General features: G+C 72.8%; 15 protein-coding genes. 7 read left to right on the plus strand and 8 right to left on the minus strand.

Going from position 1 to position 16,912, the window contains the following annotated elements:
- Positions 1 to 53 precede the first annotated feature (53 nt).
- The 4 genes from ACZ63F_RS19415 to ACZ63F_RS19430 are packed head-to-tail and all read left to right on the plus strand — an operon-like array spanning position 54 to position 3,959.
- Entirely contained in the window at positions 54 to 344 is a 291-nt protein-coding gene (locus tag ACZ63F_RS19415) for a hypothetical protein (RefSeq protein ID WP_469712404.1), read from the plus strand.
- A 49-nt stretch (positions 345 to 393) separates the two neighbouring features.
- Positions 394 to 1,215: a hypothetical protein gene (locus ACZ63F_RS19420; protein WP_351958016.1), complete on the plus strand. Its 822-nt coding sequence runs from the start codon at positions 394 to 396 to the stop codon at positions 1,213 to 1,215.
- 15 nt (positions 1,216 to 1,230) lie between these two features.
- On the plus strand, positions 1,231 to 3,186 hold the full coding sequence (locus ACZ63F_RS19425; RefSeq protein WP_469712406.1) for a fumarate reductase/succinate dehydrogenase flavoprotein subunit: 1,956 nt from the start codon (positions 1,231 to 1,233) through the stop codon (positions 3,184 to 3,186).
- Entirely contained in the window at positions 3,183 to 3,959 is a 777-nt protein-coding gene (locus tag ACZ63F_RS19430; protein WP_351958018.1) for a succinate dehydrogenase/fumarate reductase iron-sulfur subunit, read from the plus strand. The genes ACZ63F_RS19425 and ACZ63F_RS19430 overlap by 4 nt, the downstream gene beginning before the upstream one ends.
- Here ACZ63F_RS19430 and ACZ63F_RS19435 read toward each other — a convergent pair.
- Both ACZ63F_RS19435 and ACZ63F_RS19440 read right to left on the minus strand, forming a co-directional pair.
- Complete coding sequence (locus ACZ63F_RS19435) at positions 3,934 to 4,923, minus strand: phosphotransferase family protein (protein WP_469712409.1); 990 nt, start codon at positions 4,921 to 4,923, stop codon at positions 3,934 to 3,936. The genes ACZ63F_RS19430 and ACZ63F_RS19435 overlap by 26 nt on opposite strands.
- On the minus strand, positions 4,920 to 6,035 hold the full coding sequence (locus ACZ63F_RS19440) for a glycoside hydrolase family 18 protein (protein ID WP_469712410.1): 1,116 nt from the start codon (positions 6,033 to 6,035) through the stop codon (positions 4,920 to 4,922). The genes ACZ63F_RS19435 and ACZ63F_RS19440 overlap by 4 nt, the downstream gene beginning before the upstream one ends.
- 82 nt (positions 6,036 to 6,117) lie before the next feature.
- Between ACZ63F_RS19440 and ACZ63F_RS19445 the strand changes: the two genes are divergently transcribed.
- Positions 6,118 to 7,599, plus strand: a complete 1,482-nt coding sequence (locus ACZ63F_RS19445; RefSeq protein WP_469712411.1) for a hypothetical protein — start codon at positions 6,118 to 6,120, stop codon at positions 7,597 to 7,599.
- Between the two features lie 191 nt (positions 7,600 to 7,790).
- Here ACZ63F_RS19445 and ACZ63F_RS19450 read toward each other — a convergent pair whose 3' ends face one another.
- From ACZ63F_RS19450 to ACZ63F_RS19475, 6 genes are all read right to left on the minus strand, one after another.
- Positions 7,791 to 10,379 (minus strand): SpoIIE family protein phosphatase, encoded by a 2,589-nt coding sequence (locus tag ACZ63F_RS19450; protein WP_469712413.1) that lies wholly within the window; start codon positions 10,377 to 10,379, stop codon positions 7,791 to 7,793.
- 250 nt (positions 10,380 to 10,629) lie between these two features.
- Positions 10,630 to 11,040, minus strand: a complete 411-nt coding sequence (locus tag ACZ63F_RS19455) for an ATP-binding protein (RefSeq protein WP_469712415.1) — start codon at positions 11,038 to 11,040, stop codon at positions 10,630 to 10,632.
- 226 nt (positions 11,041 to 11,266) lie between these two features.
- On the minus strand, positions 11,267 to 11,674 hold the full coding sequence (locus tag ACZ63F_RS19460; RefSeq protein ID WP_469712417.1) for a (deoxy)nucleoside triphosphate pyrophosphohydrolase: 408 nt from the start codon (positions 11,672 to 11,674) through the stop codon (positions 11,267 to 11,269).
- A gap of 21 nt (positions 11,675 to 11,695) precedes the next feature.
- Complete coding sequence (locus tag ACZ63F_RS19465) at positions 11,696 to 11,893, minus strand: SPOR domain-containing protein (protein ID WP_352365188.1); 198 nt, start codon at positions 11,891 to 11,893, stop codon at positions 11,696 to 11,698.
- Positions 11,894 to 12,220: 327 nt separating this feature from the next.
- Positions 12,221 to 12,973, minus strand: a complete 753-nt coding sequence (locus tag ACZ63F_RS19470; protein ID WP_469712418.1) for a GntR family transcriptional regulator — start codon at positions 12,971 to 12,973, stop codon at positions 12,221 to 12,223.
- A gap of 147 nt (positions 12,974 to 13,120) precedes the next feature.
- The gene (locus tag ACZ63F_RS19475; protein WP_469712419.1) at positions 13,121 to 14,338 is read right to left on the minus strand and encodes a DUF4190 domain-containing protein; all 1,218 of its coding nucleotides are present in this window, start codon (positions 14,336 to 14,338) and stop codon (positions 13,121 to 13,123) included.
- Between the two features lie 100 nt (positions 14,339 to 14,438).
- On the opposite strand from ACZ63F_RS19475, the gene ACZ63F_RS19480 reads away from it, so the two are divergent.
- A complete protein-coding gene (locus tag ACZ63F_RS19480) occupies positions 14,439 to 15,644 on the plus strand; it encodes a serpin family protein (protein ID WP_469712421.1) in 1,206 nt (401 codons plus the stop codon).
- A complete protein-coding gene (locus tag ACZ63F_RS19485) occupies positions 15,641 to 16,819 on the plus strand; it encodes a serpin family protein (protein WP_469712423.1) in 1,179 nt (392 codons plus the stop codon). The genes ACZ63F_RS19480 and ACZ63F_RS19485 overlap by 4 nt, the downstream gene beginning before the upstream one ends.
- Positions 16,820 to 16,912: the final 93 nt, after the last annotated feature.

The raw sequence follows: 16,912 nt of genomic DNA on the forward strand, positions 1-16,912 counted from the left end.
CGCATGAACGTTGCCGCCTTGGACACCGAAGTCCGCGGAAGTGAGGTCACGTCATGTCCGTGCACGACGACCTGACGTCAGTCCAGCGTTGCCTAGAAGACCTGAACCGGTCCGTCGGCCGCCTGGAGCAGCAGCTCGGGAGCGGCGGCCTGGAGATGCGCCGCGTCCGGTCCGACGCCGATCACCTGCGCGAGAGCGTGGCACTGCTGCGGGAGGCGGCCAGCACCGGCGCCCCGGGCAAACGCCCCGAGCTCGTGACCATCTCCGACGACCCGTACGACATCAACCTGTGGACGGACACGGACGACGAGGGTCTCGGCGCCCGCGACCGGCACGCCCCCTAGGAGCGCCCGCCCGCAGGCCCCGACCCCCGAACCGACCGGAGTCATCCCCTTGGCCACTGGTACGGAACCACATCCGAACAGCGGCGGCGTACGCACCGGTACGCGCGCCGCGATCTCCGCCCCGCACCTGCGGACCGACCGCTGGTGGCTGGCGCCCGCCGTCACCGCGGCCGGTCTGTTCGCGTTCGTCGTCTACTCGACGTGGCGGGCCTTCTCGAACGCGCACTACTACTCGGCGCCGTACGTCTCGCCGTTCTACTCACCCTGTCTGGCCGAGAACTGCAAGACCATGCCGTCCGGCCCGAACGCCGACGTCTTCGGCAGCTGGTGGGCGATCTCCCCGGCGATCATCATCCTGATCTTCCCGCTGGGCTTCCGCCTGACCTGCTACTACTACCGCAAGGCGTACTACCGCAGCTTCTGGGCGTCCCCGCCCGCCTGCGCGGTGGCCGAGCCGCACGCGAAGTACACCGGTGAGACCCGCTTCCCGCTGATCCTGCAGAACGTCCACCGGTACTTCTTCTACTTCGCCCTGCTGGTCGCCTGCGTGCTGACCTACGACACGGTGCTCTCCTTCCGGGACACCCACGAGCGCTGGGGCCACATGGGTCTCGGCACCCTCGTCTTCCTGGTCAACATCGTGCTGATCTGGGCGTACACGCTGTCCTGCCACTCCTGCCGGCACATCGTCGGCGGCAAGCTCAAGCACTTCTCCAAACACCCCGTGCGCTACAAGGCATGGCAGTTCGTGGGCCGGCTCAACGCCCGGCACATGCTGCTCGCCTGGGCGTCGTTGGTGAGCGTGGCGCTCGCCGACTTCTACGTCTATCTGCTCGCGTCCGGTGTCTTCGACGATCCGCGACTCTTTTAGGGACAGGGGCTTGTGATGTCAGCGGTGGAGCGGCAGCAGTGGGACGTCGTGGTCGTCGGCGCCGGCGGGGCAGGCCTCCGCGCCGCGATCGAGGCGCGCGAGCGGGGCGCCCGTACGGCGGTGATCTGCAAGTCGCTGTTCGGCAAGGCGCACACGGTGATGGCCGAGGGCGGCATCGCGGCGGCCATGGCCAACGTCAACGAGCACGACAACTGGCAGGTGCACTTCCGCGACACCCTGCGCGGCGGCAAGTTCCTCAACCAGTGGCGGATGGCCGAACTGCACGCCAAGGAGGCCCCGGACCGGGTCTGGGAGCTGGAGACCTGGGGCGCCCTGTTCGACCGCACGAAGGACGGGAAGATCTCCCAGCGCAACTTCGGCGGCCACGAGTACCCGCGCCTCGCGCACGTCGGCGACCGCACGGGGCTCGAACTGATCCGGACCCTGCAGCAGAAGATCGTCTCGCTCCAGCAGGAGGACCACAAGGAGACCGGTGACTACGAGTCCCGGCTCAAGGTCTTCCAGGAGTGCACGGTCACCCGGATCCTCAAGACCGTGCCTGACAGCGGCTCCGCCGCGGGCACACGGGTGTCCGGGGTGTTCGCGTACGAGCGGGAGACCGGGCGTTTCTTCGTCCTCGAGGCGCCTTCCGTCGTCGTCGCGACCGGGGGCATCGGCAAGTCCTTCAAGGTGACGTCGAACTCGTGGGAGTACACGGGCGACGGGCACGCGCTCGCTCTGCTGGCCGGGGCGCCGCTGCTCAACATGGAGTTCGTGCAGTTCCACCCGACCGGCATGGTCTGGCCGCCGTCGGTGAAGGGGATCCTGGTCACCGAGTCGGTGCGCGGCGACGGCGGGGTGCTGCGCAACTCCGAGGGCAAGCGGTTCATGTTCGACTACATCCCGGACGTCTTCAAGGAGAAGTACGCCGAGTCCGAGGAGGAGGGCGACCGCTGGTACGAGGACCCGGACCACAACCGGCGTCCCCCGGAGCTGCTCCCCCGCGACGAGGTCGCCCGCGCCATCAACTCCGAGGTGAAGGCGGGCCGCGGCTCCCCGCACGGCGGGGTCTTCCTGGACGTGTCGACGCGGATGCCGGCCGAGGTGATCCGGCGCCGGCTGCCGTCCATGTACCACCAGTTCAAGGAGCTGGCGGACGTCGACATCACCGCGGAGGCGATGGAGGTCGGGCCGACCTGCCACTACGTGATGGGCGGGGTCGCGGTGGACTCCGACACCGCCGCCGCCCGCGGTGTACCGGGGCTGTTCGCGGCCGGTGAGGTGGCCGGCGGCATGCACGGCTCCAACCGGCTCGGCGGCAACTCGCTCTCCGACCTGCTGGTGTTCGGGCGCCGGGCGGGCTGGCACGCGGCCGACTACGCGGCGGACCTGGACGAGCGGCCGGTCGTGGACGACGAGCAGATCGACGCGGCCGCGGCCGAGGCGCTGCGGCCCTTCTCCGCCGAGGGCCAGGAACCGGACTCCGGGCCGCCGGAGAACCCGTACACCCTCCACCAGGCGCTCCAGCAGTCCATGAACGACCTGGTCGGCATCATCCGCCGGGAGGGCGAGATGGAGCAGGCCCTGGAGAAGCTCGCCGAGCTGCGGGTGCGGGCGCGCCGGGCCGGGGTGGAGGGGCACCGGCAGTTCAACCCCGGCTGGCACCTCGCCCTCGACCTCAGGAACATGCTGCTGGTGAGTGAGTGCGTGGCGCGTGCGGCCCTTGAGCGCACCGAGTCGCGCGGCGGCCACACCCGTGAGGACCATCCGGTCATGGACCGCCGCTGGCGCCGCGTCAACCTGCTCTGCCGGCTGGCCGACCCCACCGGCGGACTGGCCGCCACCGACCCGGAGCGCGGCCAGATCGACCTCACCCGCGAGACCACCGACCCCATCCGAGCCGACCTGCTCGCCCTCTTCGAGAAGGAGGAGCTGGTCAAGTACCTCGCCGAAGAGGAGCTGTACGAATGAGCGGCTACACGGCCCACTTCCGGGTGTGGCGGGGCGACGTCGAGGGCGGCGGCCTGGAGGACTTCAAGGTCGAGGTGAACGACGGCGAGGTGGTCCTCGACATCATCCACCGCATCCAGGCCACCCAGGCCGCCGACCTGGCCGTCCGCTGGAACTGCAAGGCGGGCAAGTGCGGTTCGTGCTCGGCGGAGATCAACGGCCGCCCGCGCCTGATGTGCATGACCCGGATGTCCGTCTTCGAGCAGGACGAGACCATCACGGTCACCCCGCTGCGGGCCTTCCCGGTGATCCGCGACCTGGTCACGGACGTCGGCTTCAACTACCAGAAGGCCAGGGAGGTCCCGTCCTTCGTGCCGCCCGCGGGGGTCGGCCCCGGCGAGTACCGCATGTACCAGGAGGACGTGGACCGCTCGCAGGAGTTCCGCAAGTGCATCGAGTGCTTCCTGTGCCAGGACACCTGCCACGTCGTGCGCGACCACGAGGAGAACAAGACGGCCTTCGCCGGCCCGCGTTTCCTCATGCGCGTCGCCGAACTGGACATGCACCCGCTGGACGCGGCGGAGGCCTCCGGCCTGGACCGCAAGCGCACGGCCCAGGACGAACACGGCCTCGGTTACTGCAACATCACCAAGTGCTGCACGGAGGTCTGCCCGGAGGGCATCCACATCACCGACAACGCCCTGATCCCCCTGAAGGAGCGGGCGGTCGACCGCAAGTACGACCCCCTCGTCTGGCTCGGCTCGAAGATCAGGAGGCGCCCCGCAGGAGGCTGAGCACCTGCCGCAGGTTGGACTCGGCGATGTCCCGCATCGGCTCGCGCTCCGGGAAGTCGCCGTCCAGCAGCCGCAGCGGCCCGGCGACCAGGTTGAGGTGCATCGCGAGCCGGTACAGCGCCATGCGGTCCTCGTCGAGGCCGGCGGTGCGCAGCACGTCGTAGGCGGGCCCGAAGCGGTGCTGGAGGAAGGCGTGCTCCCATTCGGCGTCGAAGTACATCAGGCCTTCGACGTCGATGAGTGCGGGATCGCCGTCCTCGGTCACCAGGACGTGGTCGGGGCCGAGTTCACCGTGCACGAGGGAGGCGTGGTCGCGCGGTTCGACCGCGTCGTAGAGCTCGTGCACCCGCTCGGTCAGCGCCTGCCGCGCCTCACGCACCCGGGGGTCCCGCTCGGCCACCTCCGCGATGTCGCGCATCGCGCGGTCCGCGACGACCTGTTCGCAGGAGCTGCCGAGCGGCTTGCCGCCCTCCTCCACCAGGGCGGCCTTCCCGTACCCGGCGGCGACGTGCGCGCGGAGCACGCCGAGCGTCCCCGCCAGCCGGGCCAGCGGCACCCGTGCGGCGCCCGGGTCGCTGCGCAGCAGGACCTCCAGGCTGCCGCCGCGGACGTCCTCGACGACCGCGGCGAAGGCGGTCAGGTGCCGGGCGTCCTCGTCGGCGAACAGCAGGCGCGGGGTGCGCACGCCGAGTTCGGTCAGCAGGTCGTGGGCGGACAGGAAGAGTCCGAGGCCGGAGGCGTGCGCGAAGGGGTCGCGGATGTCGGCGTCGGCGGGCCCCCAGTAGTCCTCCTCCGGGGACCAGACGTACGCGATCGCGCTCCGGCCGTTGTCGAGGGCGAGCCGGTAGACGCCTTTCTTGCTCCCTCCGCGCAGCCGGGTGACGGCCACGGGAGCACGGCCGAGGGCCTCGCGGGACAGCGACGCGAGGTCGTCACGGGTGAGGTGGGCACGAGCGGTTGTCATGACGTACGAACCCAGTCCTTCCGATAGGAGGTCCAGTCATCCTCGGTGGCGGCGAAGTCGACGTACAGGGCGACGCCGAAGGTAGCGCGATCCGGGTCCGTCCGTGACAGTCCCAGCCGAACCCCGCGCACGGCCGCCGGCACGGTCTCCGCGTGCGCCCAGTGCCCGAACCGGTTCTCGTGGTAGAAGGGCAGCCCCATGAGCAGATCGGTGTCCGCCGGTGTGACCTCCAGCGCGAGGCTGGTCTGCTGCGCGACGTACCCGCCGTACAGGCTCTGCAGCGGCTGCATGGTGTCGTAGGACATGACCGCGATCTGGTCCACCCGACGGGCGACCTGTCCGAAATATTCCTGCGACCACCATTTCGGATGACCGGTGGCGGTACCCCAGAAGGAGTGAAACGCCGGCAGCGGATCGATCTGGTGTGCGGCGACGGAGAGCAGCGGGGTGGCGGGGCGCAGGGCGTCGAGGAGGGCGAGGTAGTTCCGGTCGCCGGAGTGCAGGGGCTCCAGGTCGAGGTGGACCCCGTCGAACCCGGCACCGACGACCTGCCGGGCGGACGTGACCACGGCGTCCCGCGTCGCCTTCTTCTCCAGGTGCATGGCGTCCGGCTTCTCGGGCGCGAGCTCGTCGCCGAGCCAGGCCTGCACCCGTACGCCGGGGAGTTTTCGATGCACGGCCGTTATCAGCCAACGGGCCTTGGAATAGGCCGACGTGGGCAGCGTGCCGTTGTGTTCCAGCGGTCCGGCATGGACGTAGAGGTCGCGAATGCCGGTGTCCGCGAGCCGGGCGGCGAGTGCGGTGACGTCGGCGTCGGTCCTACGGCCGTCGACCCACGCGTGACCGAGCCAGAGGGCGTCCCGGTTGCGGCTGTACGTACCGGCCTTCGGGTCGCCGGTGTAGTTGATGCGGAGGGCGGTCTCGGCGATGAGGAGGGGGAGCAGCAGGAGGGCGAGCAGGAGGGCGAGGGCGCGTAGCGTCCGTCTGACGGCTTTCGCTTTCCCGCCCGCCCGACCCGTGCGGCTCTCGTCGTCGGGTGCGGGTGGTCGTGTCGCGGGGGCCGGGGCGGTGGGGGGTGTCGGGTTGTTCTCCTGGTTCGCGCTCCGTTCCATGTTCTGTCCGCCTTTTCTCGTCGTCCCCCGGCTGTCTCCGCCCCGGTCGCGGAGCCGACCGGCTGCCCATACGCTCCGAAATGTGACGTCATCCTTGATCCGGGGTCGGCCGAGGCATGCCACGGGGCACATAGCCGTGCGGGTGGGGCATGCGGTGCTGGGCGGGGTGGCCGGGGTGGTCTGGCTGGTGTTGCCGGTGATGACGAGCGTCACTCAAGATCCGGTTCCCGTGGCGGGCGGCGTGACGGCTTCCGCGGCCCGGGCGGCGGACGGGGCGTCGGCGACCGATTACGTCTTGCCGCTCGTCGTCGTGGCGGTGGCCGGCGCGCTGGGCGGCTACGGCTACGTACGCCGGATACGGCGGGCCCGCTCGCGCACCACACCGGGGATCCTCTCCCCGGCCCCACCGAAGCCGGCGCCCGCCGACGCCGAGCGGCAGGCCCGGGCCGCCCTGGTCCTCGCCGACGACTGCGTCCGCACCAGCCGCGAGGCCCTCGGGTACGTCGAAGGGGCCGCGTCCGCGGCACGGGCCCTGCGGGCGGCCGAGACCGAGCTGACGGCCGCGTTCGCGATATGGCGGCGGTTCGAGGAGGGGGTGCCGGGGGACGACGCCGGGCGGCGCCAGGCGCTGGTGGGCGTGGTCGGGCGGTGCGCGGAGGCGGGGCGGCAACTGGACGCGGAGGCGCCGGGGTTCGACATCGCGTGGGACGCGGGGGACGCGCTGGCCGTGGCCGAGGGGCGGTTCCGGCGGCTGGCGGGACGGACCGGCGGGGTGGCGGCGGCGCTGGCCGGGGCGGGCGAGCGGTACGGCGCGGCCGCGGTCGCCCCCGTCGTCGGCCACGTCGAACAGGCCAAGGACCGGCTGGTGTTCGCGACCTCGCGGCTCAACCAGGCCCGCCAGGCCGCCGATTCGGGCGACGGTGACGGGTTCCGGCGGGACGTGCGGGCCGCCGAGGGGGCCGTGGCACAGGCCGCGGTGCTGCTGTGCGGGGTGGAGCGGCTGGCAGAGGAGCTGGGGACGGCGGCGGGGTTGGTGCCGGCCGCCGTCACGGGTGCCGAGGCGGAGCTGGCGGGGCTGCGGGGGACGGCGTTGCCGCCGCGGCTGGCCCATGCGGACGCCGTGCTGGCCGGCGTGCGGGGCGAGGTGACCGGCGGGTCCTACGACACGGTGGACGCCCTGCGCCGGATCGTGCGGGCGGTGGAGGGGACGGGGGGCGGGCGGTCCGGGGTGATCGCGGCGGGAGCGGAGCTGGTGGCGCGCAGTGCGCTGGGGGCGGCGGACGACTTCGTGGGGACGCACCGGGCGGCGGTGGGGGCGGAGGCGCGGGCACTGCTGGCCGCTGCGGGGCGGGCTGCGCCCGCGGACGCCGACCGGCTCGCGCGGAAGGCGCGGGAGCTGGCGGAGCGGGACGTGCGAGCGCACGGGAACCCGTTCGCCGGGGAGGCCGCGCACGGGAGTGGGGTGGCCGGTGTGGTGCTCGGGGGTGTGCTGCTGGGTGAGGAGGCGGACGGGGGGCCGGTGGTGGCGTTCGGGGGGCCGGGGAGCAGGCGGCGGTTGGGGTAGCGCGTCAGAGGGTGCGGCGGATCGTCGTCGGGCGGCTGCGGGGTGCGTGGGGGCTTGTCGCGCAGTTCCTCGCGCCCCTTACGGGGCGCTACAGCCGGCGTCCGCGGCAACGCGCCCCAAAGGGGGCGCGGGGAACTGCGCGACCAGCCCCCACCGCGCCGCACCGAACGACCGGACCGAACCACCCCTTCTCAGAACAGACTGAGCAGCGCCTCCGCGGGGTCGGTCAGGCCGGTCTCGCCGTCCGGGAGGGGGAGTTCGAACCACACCGTCTTGCCCCGCGGCGTCCGGCGTGAGCCCCACGCCGCGCTGAGCAGGCCGACCAGTTGCAGTCCCCGGCCGCCCTCGTCGGTGTCCCGCGCCCTGCGGCGCCTCGGCTGGACCAGGCCGGAGTCCCAGACCTCGCAGACCAGGGTCCGGTCGAGGAGGAGGCGGAGCCTTATCTCGCCCTCGCCGTACCGCAGCGCGTTGGTGACGAGCTCGCTGACCAGGAGTTCCGTGGTGTCGACCAGCGGCTCCAGGTCCCAGGTGAGGAGCTGGCCGCGCGCGTACTCGCGGGCGCGGCCCACGCTGCGGGGCTCGCGCGGGAGTGTCCAGTCGCCGACGGAGTCGGCCGGCAGTCCCTGGACACGTGCCATCAGCAACGCGATGTCGTCCTCGCCGTGATGCGTGTCGAGGGTGCTGAGGACGTGGTCGCAGACGTCCTCCAGGGGCTGGGCGGGGTCCGTGAGGGCCCCGACGAACGCCTGGAGGCCCTCGTCGAGGGGGTGGTCGCGGGACTCGACCAGGCCGTCGGTGTAGAGCGCCAGCAGCGCACCCTCGGGGAGTTCGACCTCGACCTCCTCGAAGGGCTCGCCGCCGACACCGAGCGGCATGCCGGGCGGCACGTCGAGCATCAGGGCGGCCTCGCCCGGTTCCACCAGGACGGGCGGCAGGTGGCCGGCGTTGGCGAACGTACAGCGCCTGGTGACGGAGTCGTAGACGGCGTACACACACGTGGCGAGGTAGACCTCGGAGAGGTCGGCGTCGCGGGGCTGGCGGGCCGTACGGGTGGCCTGCTGGACCCCGCCGGGGGTGCCGAGGCCGCGGGCGATCTCGTCCAGCGCCGAGAGGACCTCGGCCGGTTCGAGGTCGAGCAGGGCCAGCGTACGGACCGCGGTGCGGAGTTCACCCATCGCGACCGCCGCGCGTAGACCCCGGCCCATCACGTCCCCCACCACCAGCGCCGTGCGGTGGCCGGGCAGCTCTATGACGTCGAACCAGTCGCCGCCGACCTCGGTGGCCGCGTTGCCGGGCAGGTAGCGGCAGGCGATGTCCAGGCCCGAGGCCTCGGGGTCGCCGGGCGGGAGCAGGGACCGCTGCAGTATCAACGCGCGTTCGTGCTCGCGCCGGTAGAGGCGGGCGTTGTCGATGCAGACGGCGGCGCGGGCGGCCAGCTCCACGGCGAGTTCCCGGTCGCGGTCGCCGAACGGCTCGCTGCCCTTGGTGCGGGCGAACTGGGCGAGGCCGACGACCGTGTCGTGGGCGACCATGGGCACGGCCAGCGTGGACTGGACGAGGCCGCCCTCCGCCGCCGGCACGTGCTGCGGGCGGGCCGTGCGCAGGGCGTCCGCGCACGGGGAGTTGAAGGGGTAGTGGTGGACGGCGCCGACGGCGACCGGGGCGCCGCCGCCCACGAAGGGCGCGTCGGAGACCGCGCTGGCGAAGGCGACCCGGCGCAGTTCGGCGCTGCCGTCGGCGAGACCGGGCGGGGTCTCGTCGCCGGCCAGCAGGCCCTGGTAGAGGTCGACGGTGGCGAGGTCGCAGAAGCCGGGGACGACCACGTCGAGGAGTTCGCGGGCGGTGGTCTCCAGGTCCAGGGAGTTGCCGATGCGGGCGCCGGCCTCGTTGAGGAGGGCGAGGTTGCGCCGGGCGGCGGCGGCCTCGCGGGCGGCGGCGCGGCGGGCGGTGATGTCGAGGCCGAGCCAGGCGATGCCGATGGGCCGGCCGCTGCCGCTGTGCACCCGGTAGAGGTTGATGGACCAGTGCCGGCGCTCCTCGGAGCCCGGGACGAAGCCCGTGACGTGCATGTCGGTGATGGAGTTGCCGGTCTCCAGGACCCGGCGCAGGGTGGCCGCGACCCGTTCGGCCTCGGAGCGCGGGAGGTAGTCGTGGACGCCCTTGCCGCGGTGGTCCTCGGGGGTGCCGCCGAAGATGGAGGAGAACCGCACGTTGGCACGGCGGATCCGGAGGTCGGTGTCGATCAGCAGGAAGCCGAACGGAGATTGACCGAATATCGACTGCGAGGCCGCCAGGTCGGTCTCGATGCTGCGCAGGGTGCGGACGTCGACGACGATGCACACGGCCGCGTTCTCGCCCTCGGCGGTGCGGGTGGGCATGACGTAGACCTCGGCGATGCCCTCCTCGCCGCGCCCGCCGTCCGCCTTCTCGGGCATCCGGAACGGGACGACGCCGGTCCACTCCCGGCCGTCCAGGATCTCGGCCATCTTCCGCTGGCCGCGCTCGCGCAGGTCCGGGTCGACGAACGCCTCTATGGGGTCCATGCCGACCGCGCGCTCGGCCGGGATGCCGAAGATCTGCTCGGCGCGCAGGCTCCACTGGTCGACCAGGCCGTCGGCGCCGATGGAGAACGAGGCGACCTTGATGTAGTCGTAGATCGAGCCGGGCGGGCTGCTCTGCCACACGGCGTCGCCGGGGGCCGCGGCTGTCTCCGCGGTCCCCGCCCTCGCGCCGTCCGACGGGTCCTCGGACTCCGTGGCCTTAGCTGGTATCTCGCTCACGCGAACCGTCCCCTCCAGCTCACCGCGTCCGGCACCGGTCACCGGGTGCGGCTGCCCGCAGTATCCAGCACTACGGTGCCGCCTGACACGGTGTTCACGATCACAGCACGGTCCCGACGATTTCCGGACCGGACCGTGACAACACTTCCAGTCTTCTAACCAGGGAACACGCCCTCGAATCACGTACTCCGGCACACGTTGATCAGCCACTCCCGCGGGTGGACGCGGTAGCACTGCGTGTACACCCCCTTCACCCCGTTGGTACGGCCAGCTCGAACCAGACCGTCTTTCCGTTGTCCCCCGGGCGGGTACCCCAGCGGCGCGAGGAACCCGCGACCAGCTGGAGTCCGCGGCCGCTCTCGTCGTCGGGGCCCGCGGCGCGCTCGCGCGGCGGGTCCGGGAGCGGGTCGGAGACCTCGACGCGGAGGGTGTCGCCGGGTTCCGGGGGGCGGACGAGGCGGACCCCGATGGGGCCGGTGGCGTGCCGGAGCGAGTTGGTCACCAGCTCGCTGACCAGCAGGGCGGCGAGATCGGCGAGGCCGTCCAGGCCCCAGCCGCGCAGTTTGTCCCGGACCGCGGTCCGGGCGGTGCGCACGGCGCCCGGTTCCGCGGGAAAGGTCCACTCGACGGTGTCACCTTCGGTGTCGATCACACCGATCACTTCCCAGTCGCTTCCCCGGCTGCGAGCCCGGCGCTGTCCGGTTTCGTGGGGTTAATGGGCACATACCCGGTTGTGTGGGGGCAGTACCGCACGAGAGGGCGCACTGTGGCACGGGCGGCTTGCGTTCGGCAGGGCGGTGCGCCTACGAGCTCGGGAGGTGCGACTGTCGGGCGGGTGCGGCGCCGTGGAGGTTTGTCGCGCAGTTCCCCGCGCCCCTTTGTCGGGGCTACGCCCCGTGTCCCACCATCGCGGCCACCTCGCGTACCGCCGGGACGTCCTGGTCCAGCCAGTTGACGTCCCAGATCTCGGCCGGGGTGAGCCAGCGCAGCTCGTCGTGGTCCTGGAGGGGCTCGGGTTGCGGGGAGCCGGTGTGGAGGCGGGCGGTCCACACCTGGAGGACGTACGGGGCGCGCAACGGCCACTCCCCCGGCACCCGCGTCAGCACCTCCGCCTCGACGCCCAACTCCTCGTGCAGCTCGCGGACGAGGGCGTGCTCGGGGGTCTCATCGGGCTCGACCTTGCCGCCGGGCAGCTCCCAGCGGCCGGCCAGCTCGGGGGGCGCGCTGCGGCGGGCCGCGAGGAGGCGGCCGGTGTCGAGCAGGGCGGCTCCGACCACCACGATCCGTTCGCTCATGGGCCGGAGCCTACGGGAGCCTCAGTTCCGGGTGGCCCCGTCTCCGTTGCTGTGGCCGATGCGCTCGACCCAGTAGAGCTGCTTGTGCCCGCGGTCGTCGAGACTGTCGGCGATCTTCTGCGCCTCGGCCCGGGTCGCGTACCGGCCGACGCGGTAGCGATTGCCGTTGTCGTCCTGCCGTATGACAAGCCAGGGGAGAGAGACCGTGCCTTCCGTCATCGCGCCCCTCCGCATCTCCCGGCTCCCGCCCATCCCCGCCCCACTAAGGAAACCGCACTCCGCATATGCCCGAGCGTACGCCTAACCTTTACGCAGCGAATACGCCTTTTCACAAAGAGGTACGCAACCAGCCAGAACGGTGGGGGCGCACGACAACGAATGCGCCGTTCGCGCGCCCCGCACATCGGGTCGCAGGCACGCCGAGGGGAGCCGGGCCACCTGCGAGAACGGCCGGATTCCAGCGGCGGGCTCCGGCCCGGACCCGGGTCGTGAAGGCGCCGGCCCTCGCAAGGGTGTGCGCTACTTCACGAACAGGTGGTACGCGCGCTACCGCACCGGAAGGTGGTAGGAGACCCGGTAGCGGTCGGCGGGGATGACGACGTCCGCGGTCTCCACCGGGCGGCCGGAGGCGTAGTACGTCCGCTGGATCACCAGGACGACATGGCCGGGGACCCCGCCCAGGGTGAGCAGTTCCTCAGCGAGGCCGGGGCGGGCGCCGACCTCCTCGGTGACGTTGTCCACGACGACGTCGATGGCGCGCATCCGCTCGACCACGCCCATCCCGCCGAGCGGGCCCTCCTCGGGCAGCATCACCGGGGTGCGGCCGGTGACGGCCAGGGGCTCCCAGGAGGTGGAGAGCATCATCGGCTCGCCCGCGTCCCGGAACAGGTAGCGGGTGCGCATGACGCGGTCGCCGACGTGGATGCCGAGCCGGTCGGCGATCGCGGCGCCCGCCCCGGTCTGCTCGCTGCTGGACTCCCAGGTGCCGCGCGCCGCCGCGTCGGACTGCTCCTGCCGGAACGGGGTGGCGCCGCCGGCCGGGCGGTACCCGGAGCGGGCCACCCGCCGGGGCACGGGCCGCTCGCGCACATAGGTCCCGGAGCCGGACCGGCCCTCGACCAGCCCCTCGGCCATCAGCACCTTGCGGGCCTCCAGGGCGACCGTGTCCGAGACGCCGTACTCCTCGCGGATGCGGGCCTGCGAGGGCAGCCGGGTATGGGGCGGCAGCGAACCGTCGACGATCTTCTTGCGGAGATCACCCGCGACACGCAGATACGCCGGCTGCTCACCGAAAGTCACTGGCCGCTCCCATCAGGTTGTACAGACAGCAACAGCGTGGCAACCGTGGGTTGAGCCATGCAAGCAAAGGCCAGAGAATCACTCGATGTGATGACATGCGGCCCGGGGATGCTTTACGCAGGCATTTTCTCCCCGTTATGGCCGCGATCACACCTCCACGCCGGAGCCACTTCCTCCGCTGCCGGCACCGCCGCCTCCGTCGCCGTAGGAGGGCGGGGTCGTGGCGAGGCCCAGAGCCTTGCGGGCGGTGACGGTCCGCTTCGGGTCGAGGAGCGCCGAACCCTTGTCGTCATGGGTGTAATAGCTGTCCGCGTCCGTGGCCTTCGCGGCCTTCGCCCACTCCGCCTTCGCCCTGTCGAGGTCCGCGACCAGGTCGTCCACCGGCTTCTTCGCGTCCGGGTCCCAGGCGTGCGCGCGCAGCATCGCGGTCTGCCTGCCGAGGGCCGTGGTCACCTGCTGCGCCCACCGCCGGTAGCCGGGCAGGTCGTCCTCGACGTACTCGGCCTCCGGAGCGCCGGCGAGGGCGGTGTTCAGGACGTGCGCGGCGTCGAGGTAGGCGACCTGGTCGGCGTCGAGCATGCTCTCGTCGTTGCGCAGCGAGCCGGACAGGGTGCGGCCCTCGGTGGTGTTGCCGAAGACGCAGGCGACCTCCCGGTCGCCGTACTCCCAGCTGTCCGCGCTGGGCGTGAAGTAGTACACGTCGACGTCGCCGGGGATTGCCCAGCCGTCCATCGCGTAGCCGTCCTCGAGGGCGTAGCAGCGCCGGTCGGCGGAGTCGCCGACGCTGTCGTCGCCCGGGTAGTCCGAACCCTTGAGCGTGTAGGTGGCGAAGACCTCGCCGTCGTGCGCCTTCTCGCAGTCGACCACGGTGACGTCGGAGACCAGGTCGCCGGTGAGCGTGCCGTCGGGGGTGTCGAAGCAGTCGCCGGTGGACAGCGAGAGGCTTGAACCGTCGTTCGCGCCCTCCTTGACGCCCTCCCAGAACTGCGCCGCCCCGCCGGTGGACAGCGCCACCACCCACAGGGCCAGCCCGAGCACGGAGAACACCGACCCGACGACCGCCATCGCCCTGCCGCGCTCCCCCCGCCTGCGGATCTGCCCCAGCCCGACCAGCCCCAGCACCAGCCCCACCCCCGGCAGACAGCACAGCACCCCGAGCACGAGGGAGGCGATGGCGAGCCCGTTGACGGGCGGCTGCGGGGCGTACGGGCCGTACCCCTGCCCCCACTGCTGGTACGGCCCCGGATACGGCGGCTGCTGCCCGTACGGCGCCTGCGGGTGCTGCGGGTACTGCGGCAGGCCCGACTGGGGCGGTGGGTAGGGCCCTTGTGGCTGGTGGGGGCCGGGGGGCGGAGGTATGGACACCGGTACCGTGCTCCTGAGGGGGCGTCGGGCCGCGCGGAAACGGACGGCTGAACTGACGTACGACTGCGCGCATCGTAAGCGCGCCGTGAACGGGGGCGGAATGAGGGTGGGGACGGCGGCCGCGCGCGCGGTGAACGGGCTGACCGCGCGCTGGGCCGCCGCGTCGCAGGGCGGCACGGTGTTCTCGGCGGCCGGGGTGTGGCCGCTGCTGGCCTACCTCGCCGACGGGGCGGACGGCGGGGCGCGCGGCGAACTCGCGGACGCGCTGGGCGTCCCCGCGGACGAAGCGGCCGGGGTGGCACGGGAGTTGCTCGGCGGCATGGCGGGCATGCGCGGTCTGCACACCGCGGTGGGCGTGTGGACCAGGCGGACCCTGGAGCTGCGGGAGGACTGGGCGGCGAGGCTGCCCGCCGGCACGCGCGGGGTGCTGACCGGGGACGCGGCGGCGGACCGGGCGGCACTGGACGCCTGGGCCGCGGACCGCACCGGCGGGCTGATCGAACGGATGCCGGTCGGCCTGGACGAGGGCCCGGAGCTGGTCCTGGCGGACGCGCTGGCGCTGCGTACGCGGTGGCTCGCGCCCTTCGATGAGGTGCCGTTGGAGACGGCGTACGAGCCCTGGGCGGCCGTCGAACGGCTCGGTCTGCGCCGCTCCGGCGTACAGCTGGACCGGATCGGCCTGGCGGACACCCCGGACGGCTTCGTCACCGAGCTGAAGGTGCTGGGCGACAACGCCCTCGACGTCCATCTGCTGCTCGGCGAGGAGCGGATGACACCGGGGCAGGTGCTGGGGGCCGGTGTCGGCATCCTGGACGGCCTGCACCGGGTGGTGCCGGGCGGGCGGCTGCCCTACGGCGAGCCCGGACCGGGGCTGACCGTGGCGAAGGTGCGGTCCGAGACACCGCAGCCGCCGCGGCTCGACGTGACGACGGCGGCGTACGGCGTGACGGCGAGCCACGACCTGCTCGAACTGCACCGGCTGTTCGGGCTCACGACGGCGATGGACCGCCGCCGCGGTCACTTCCCCGGGATCAGCGCCTTACCGCTGGCCGTCGGGTCCGCCCGGCAGGCCACCATGGCGAAGTTCGGCGCGCTGGGCTTCGAGGCGGCGGCGGTCACGGCGTTCGGGTTTGCCGTGGCAGGCCCTCCGCCCGAGCGGCGTTACGTCACCACCCGGATCGGCGCCGCCTTCGACCGCCCCTTCGGCTTCCTCGCCCTGCACCGGCACTCCCGGCTCGTCCTCGCGGCGGGCTGGGTCACGGATCCCCTGCCCTTCCCCGAGTACCCCTGGGAGGACGACGAATGAACGAGACCGTCGGCGCCGTCAACGCGCTCACCGCACGCTGGGCGCGGCAGACCAGACAGGGCACGGTCTTCTCGGCCGCCGGTGTCTGGCCGCTGCTGGCCTTCCTCGCCGACGGGGCGGCCGGCCCGGCGCGGGACGAACTGACCCGGGCCGTGGGCAGGCAAGCCGATCAGGCCGCCGCCGGTGCGCGGGAGTTACTCGCGTGGCTGGACTCGATGCCGGGGGTCGGGGCGGCGCTCGGGCTGTGGACCGACCGGGCGCTGGAGCTGCGGGAGCCGTGGGCGGCGGGGCTGCCCGCGGACGCGCACGGGGTGCTCGGCGCCGATCCCGTGGTCTCCCGTCAGGCGCTGGACGCGTGGGCGGCGAAGCGCACGGAGGGGCTGGTGGAGCGGCTGCCGGTGCGGCTCTCCGAGGGCGCCCGGATGGTGCTGGCGACCGCGCTGGCGCTGCGCACGGACTGGCAGCACCCGTTCCGGGAGACGGTGCTGCGGCCCGGTTCCGGGCCCTGGCAGGGGCTGGACCTGGCCGGTCTGCACCGCAGCAGCGTCCGGCCCGACCGGATCGGGGTGACCGCCGGCCCGGACGGCCACGTCACCACGCTGAAGGTCCTCGGCGACAACGGTCTCGACGTGCACCTCCTGCTGGGCACGGAGGGGATGGCGCCGGGGCAGGTGCTGCACACGGGCATCGGCGTCCTGGAGCGGGCCCTGCCGGTGACGACCGGCGGACAGCTCCCCTACGGGCCCGCGGGGCCGGGTGTGGTCGTGGAGCGGCAGCCGTCCGTCGCCCCGGACCCGATCCGGCTCGACGTGACCACCCCGGGCTTCACGGTCCGCGCCGACCACGATCTGCTGCAGCTGCACGGGCTGTTCGGGCTCTCCACGGCCGCCGACGCCCGCGAGGGGCACTTCCCCGGGATCAGTGCCGCGCCGCTGGCCATCGGGGCGGCCGGGCAGTCCGCGGTCGCCGAGTTCGGGCCGCTGGGCTTCCGGGCCGCGGCGGTCACCGCCGTGGTGGCGGCGCCGGGCGGGGGCCCGCCGCAGTACCGGTACGAGTCGACGGTGGTCCGGGTCACCGTGGACCGCCCGTTCGGCTTCCTCGCCGTGCACCGGGAGAGCCGGCTGGTGCTGGCGGCGGGGTGGGTGACGGAGCCGAGGGTCGTGGGCGAGCCGTAGAGGCCGCCATGCGCCGTCGTTCGTGCGGCACCGGCGTGGCTGGTCGCGCAGTTCAACGCGCCCCCTGAGGGCGCGTTGTTGCGGACGTCGGCT

It is taken from the genome of Streptomyces sp. NPDC104761 (assembly GCF_055583445.1).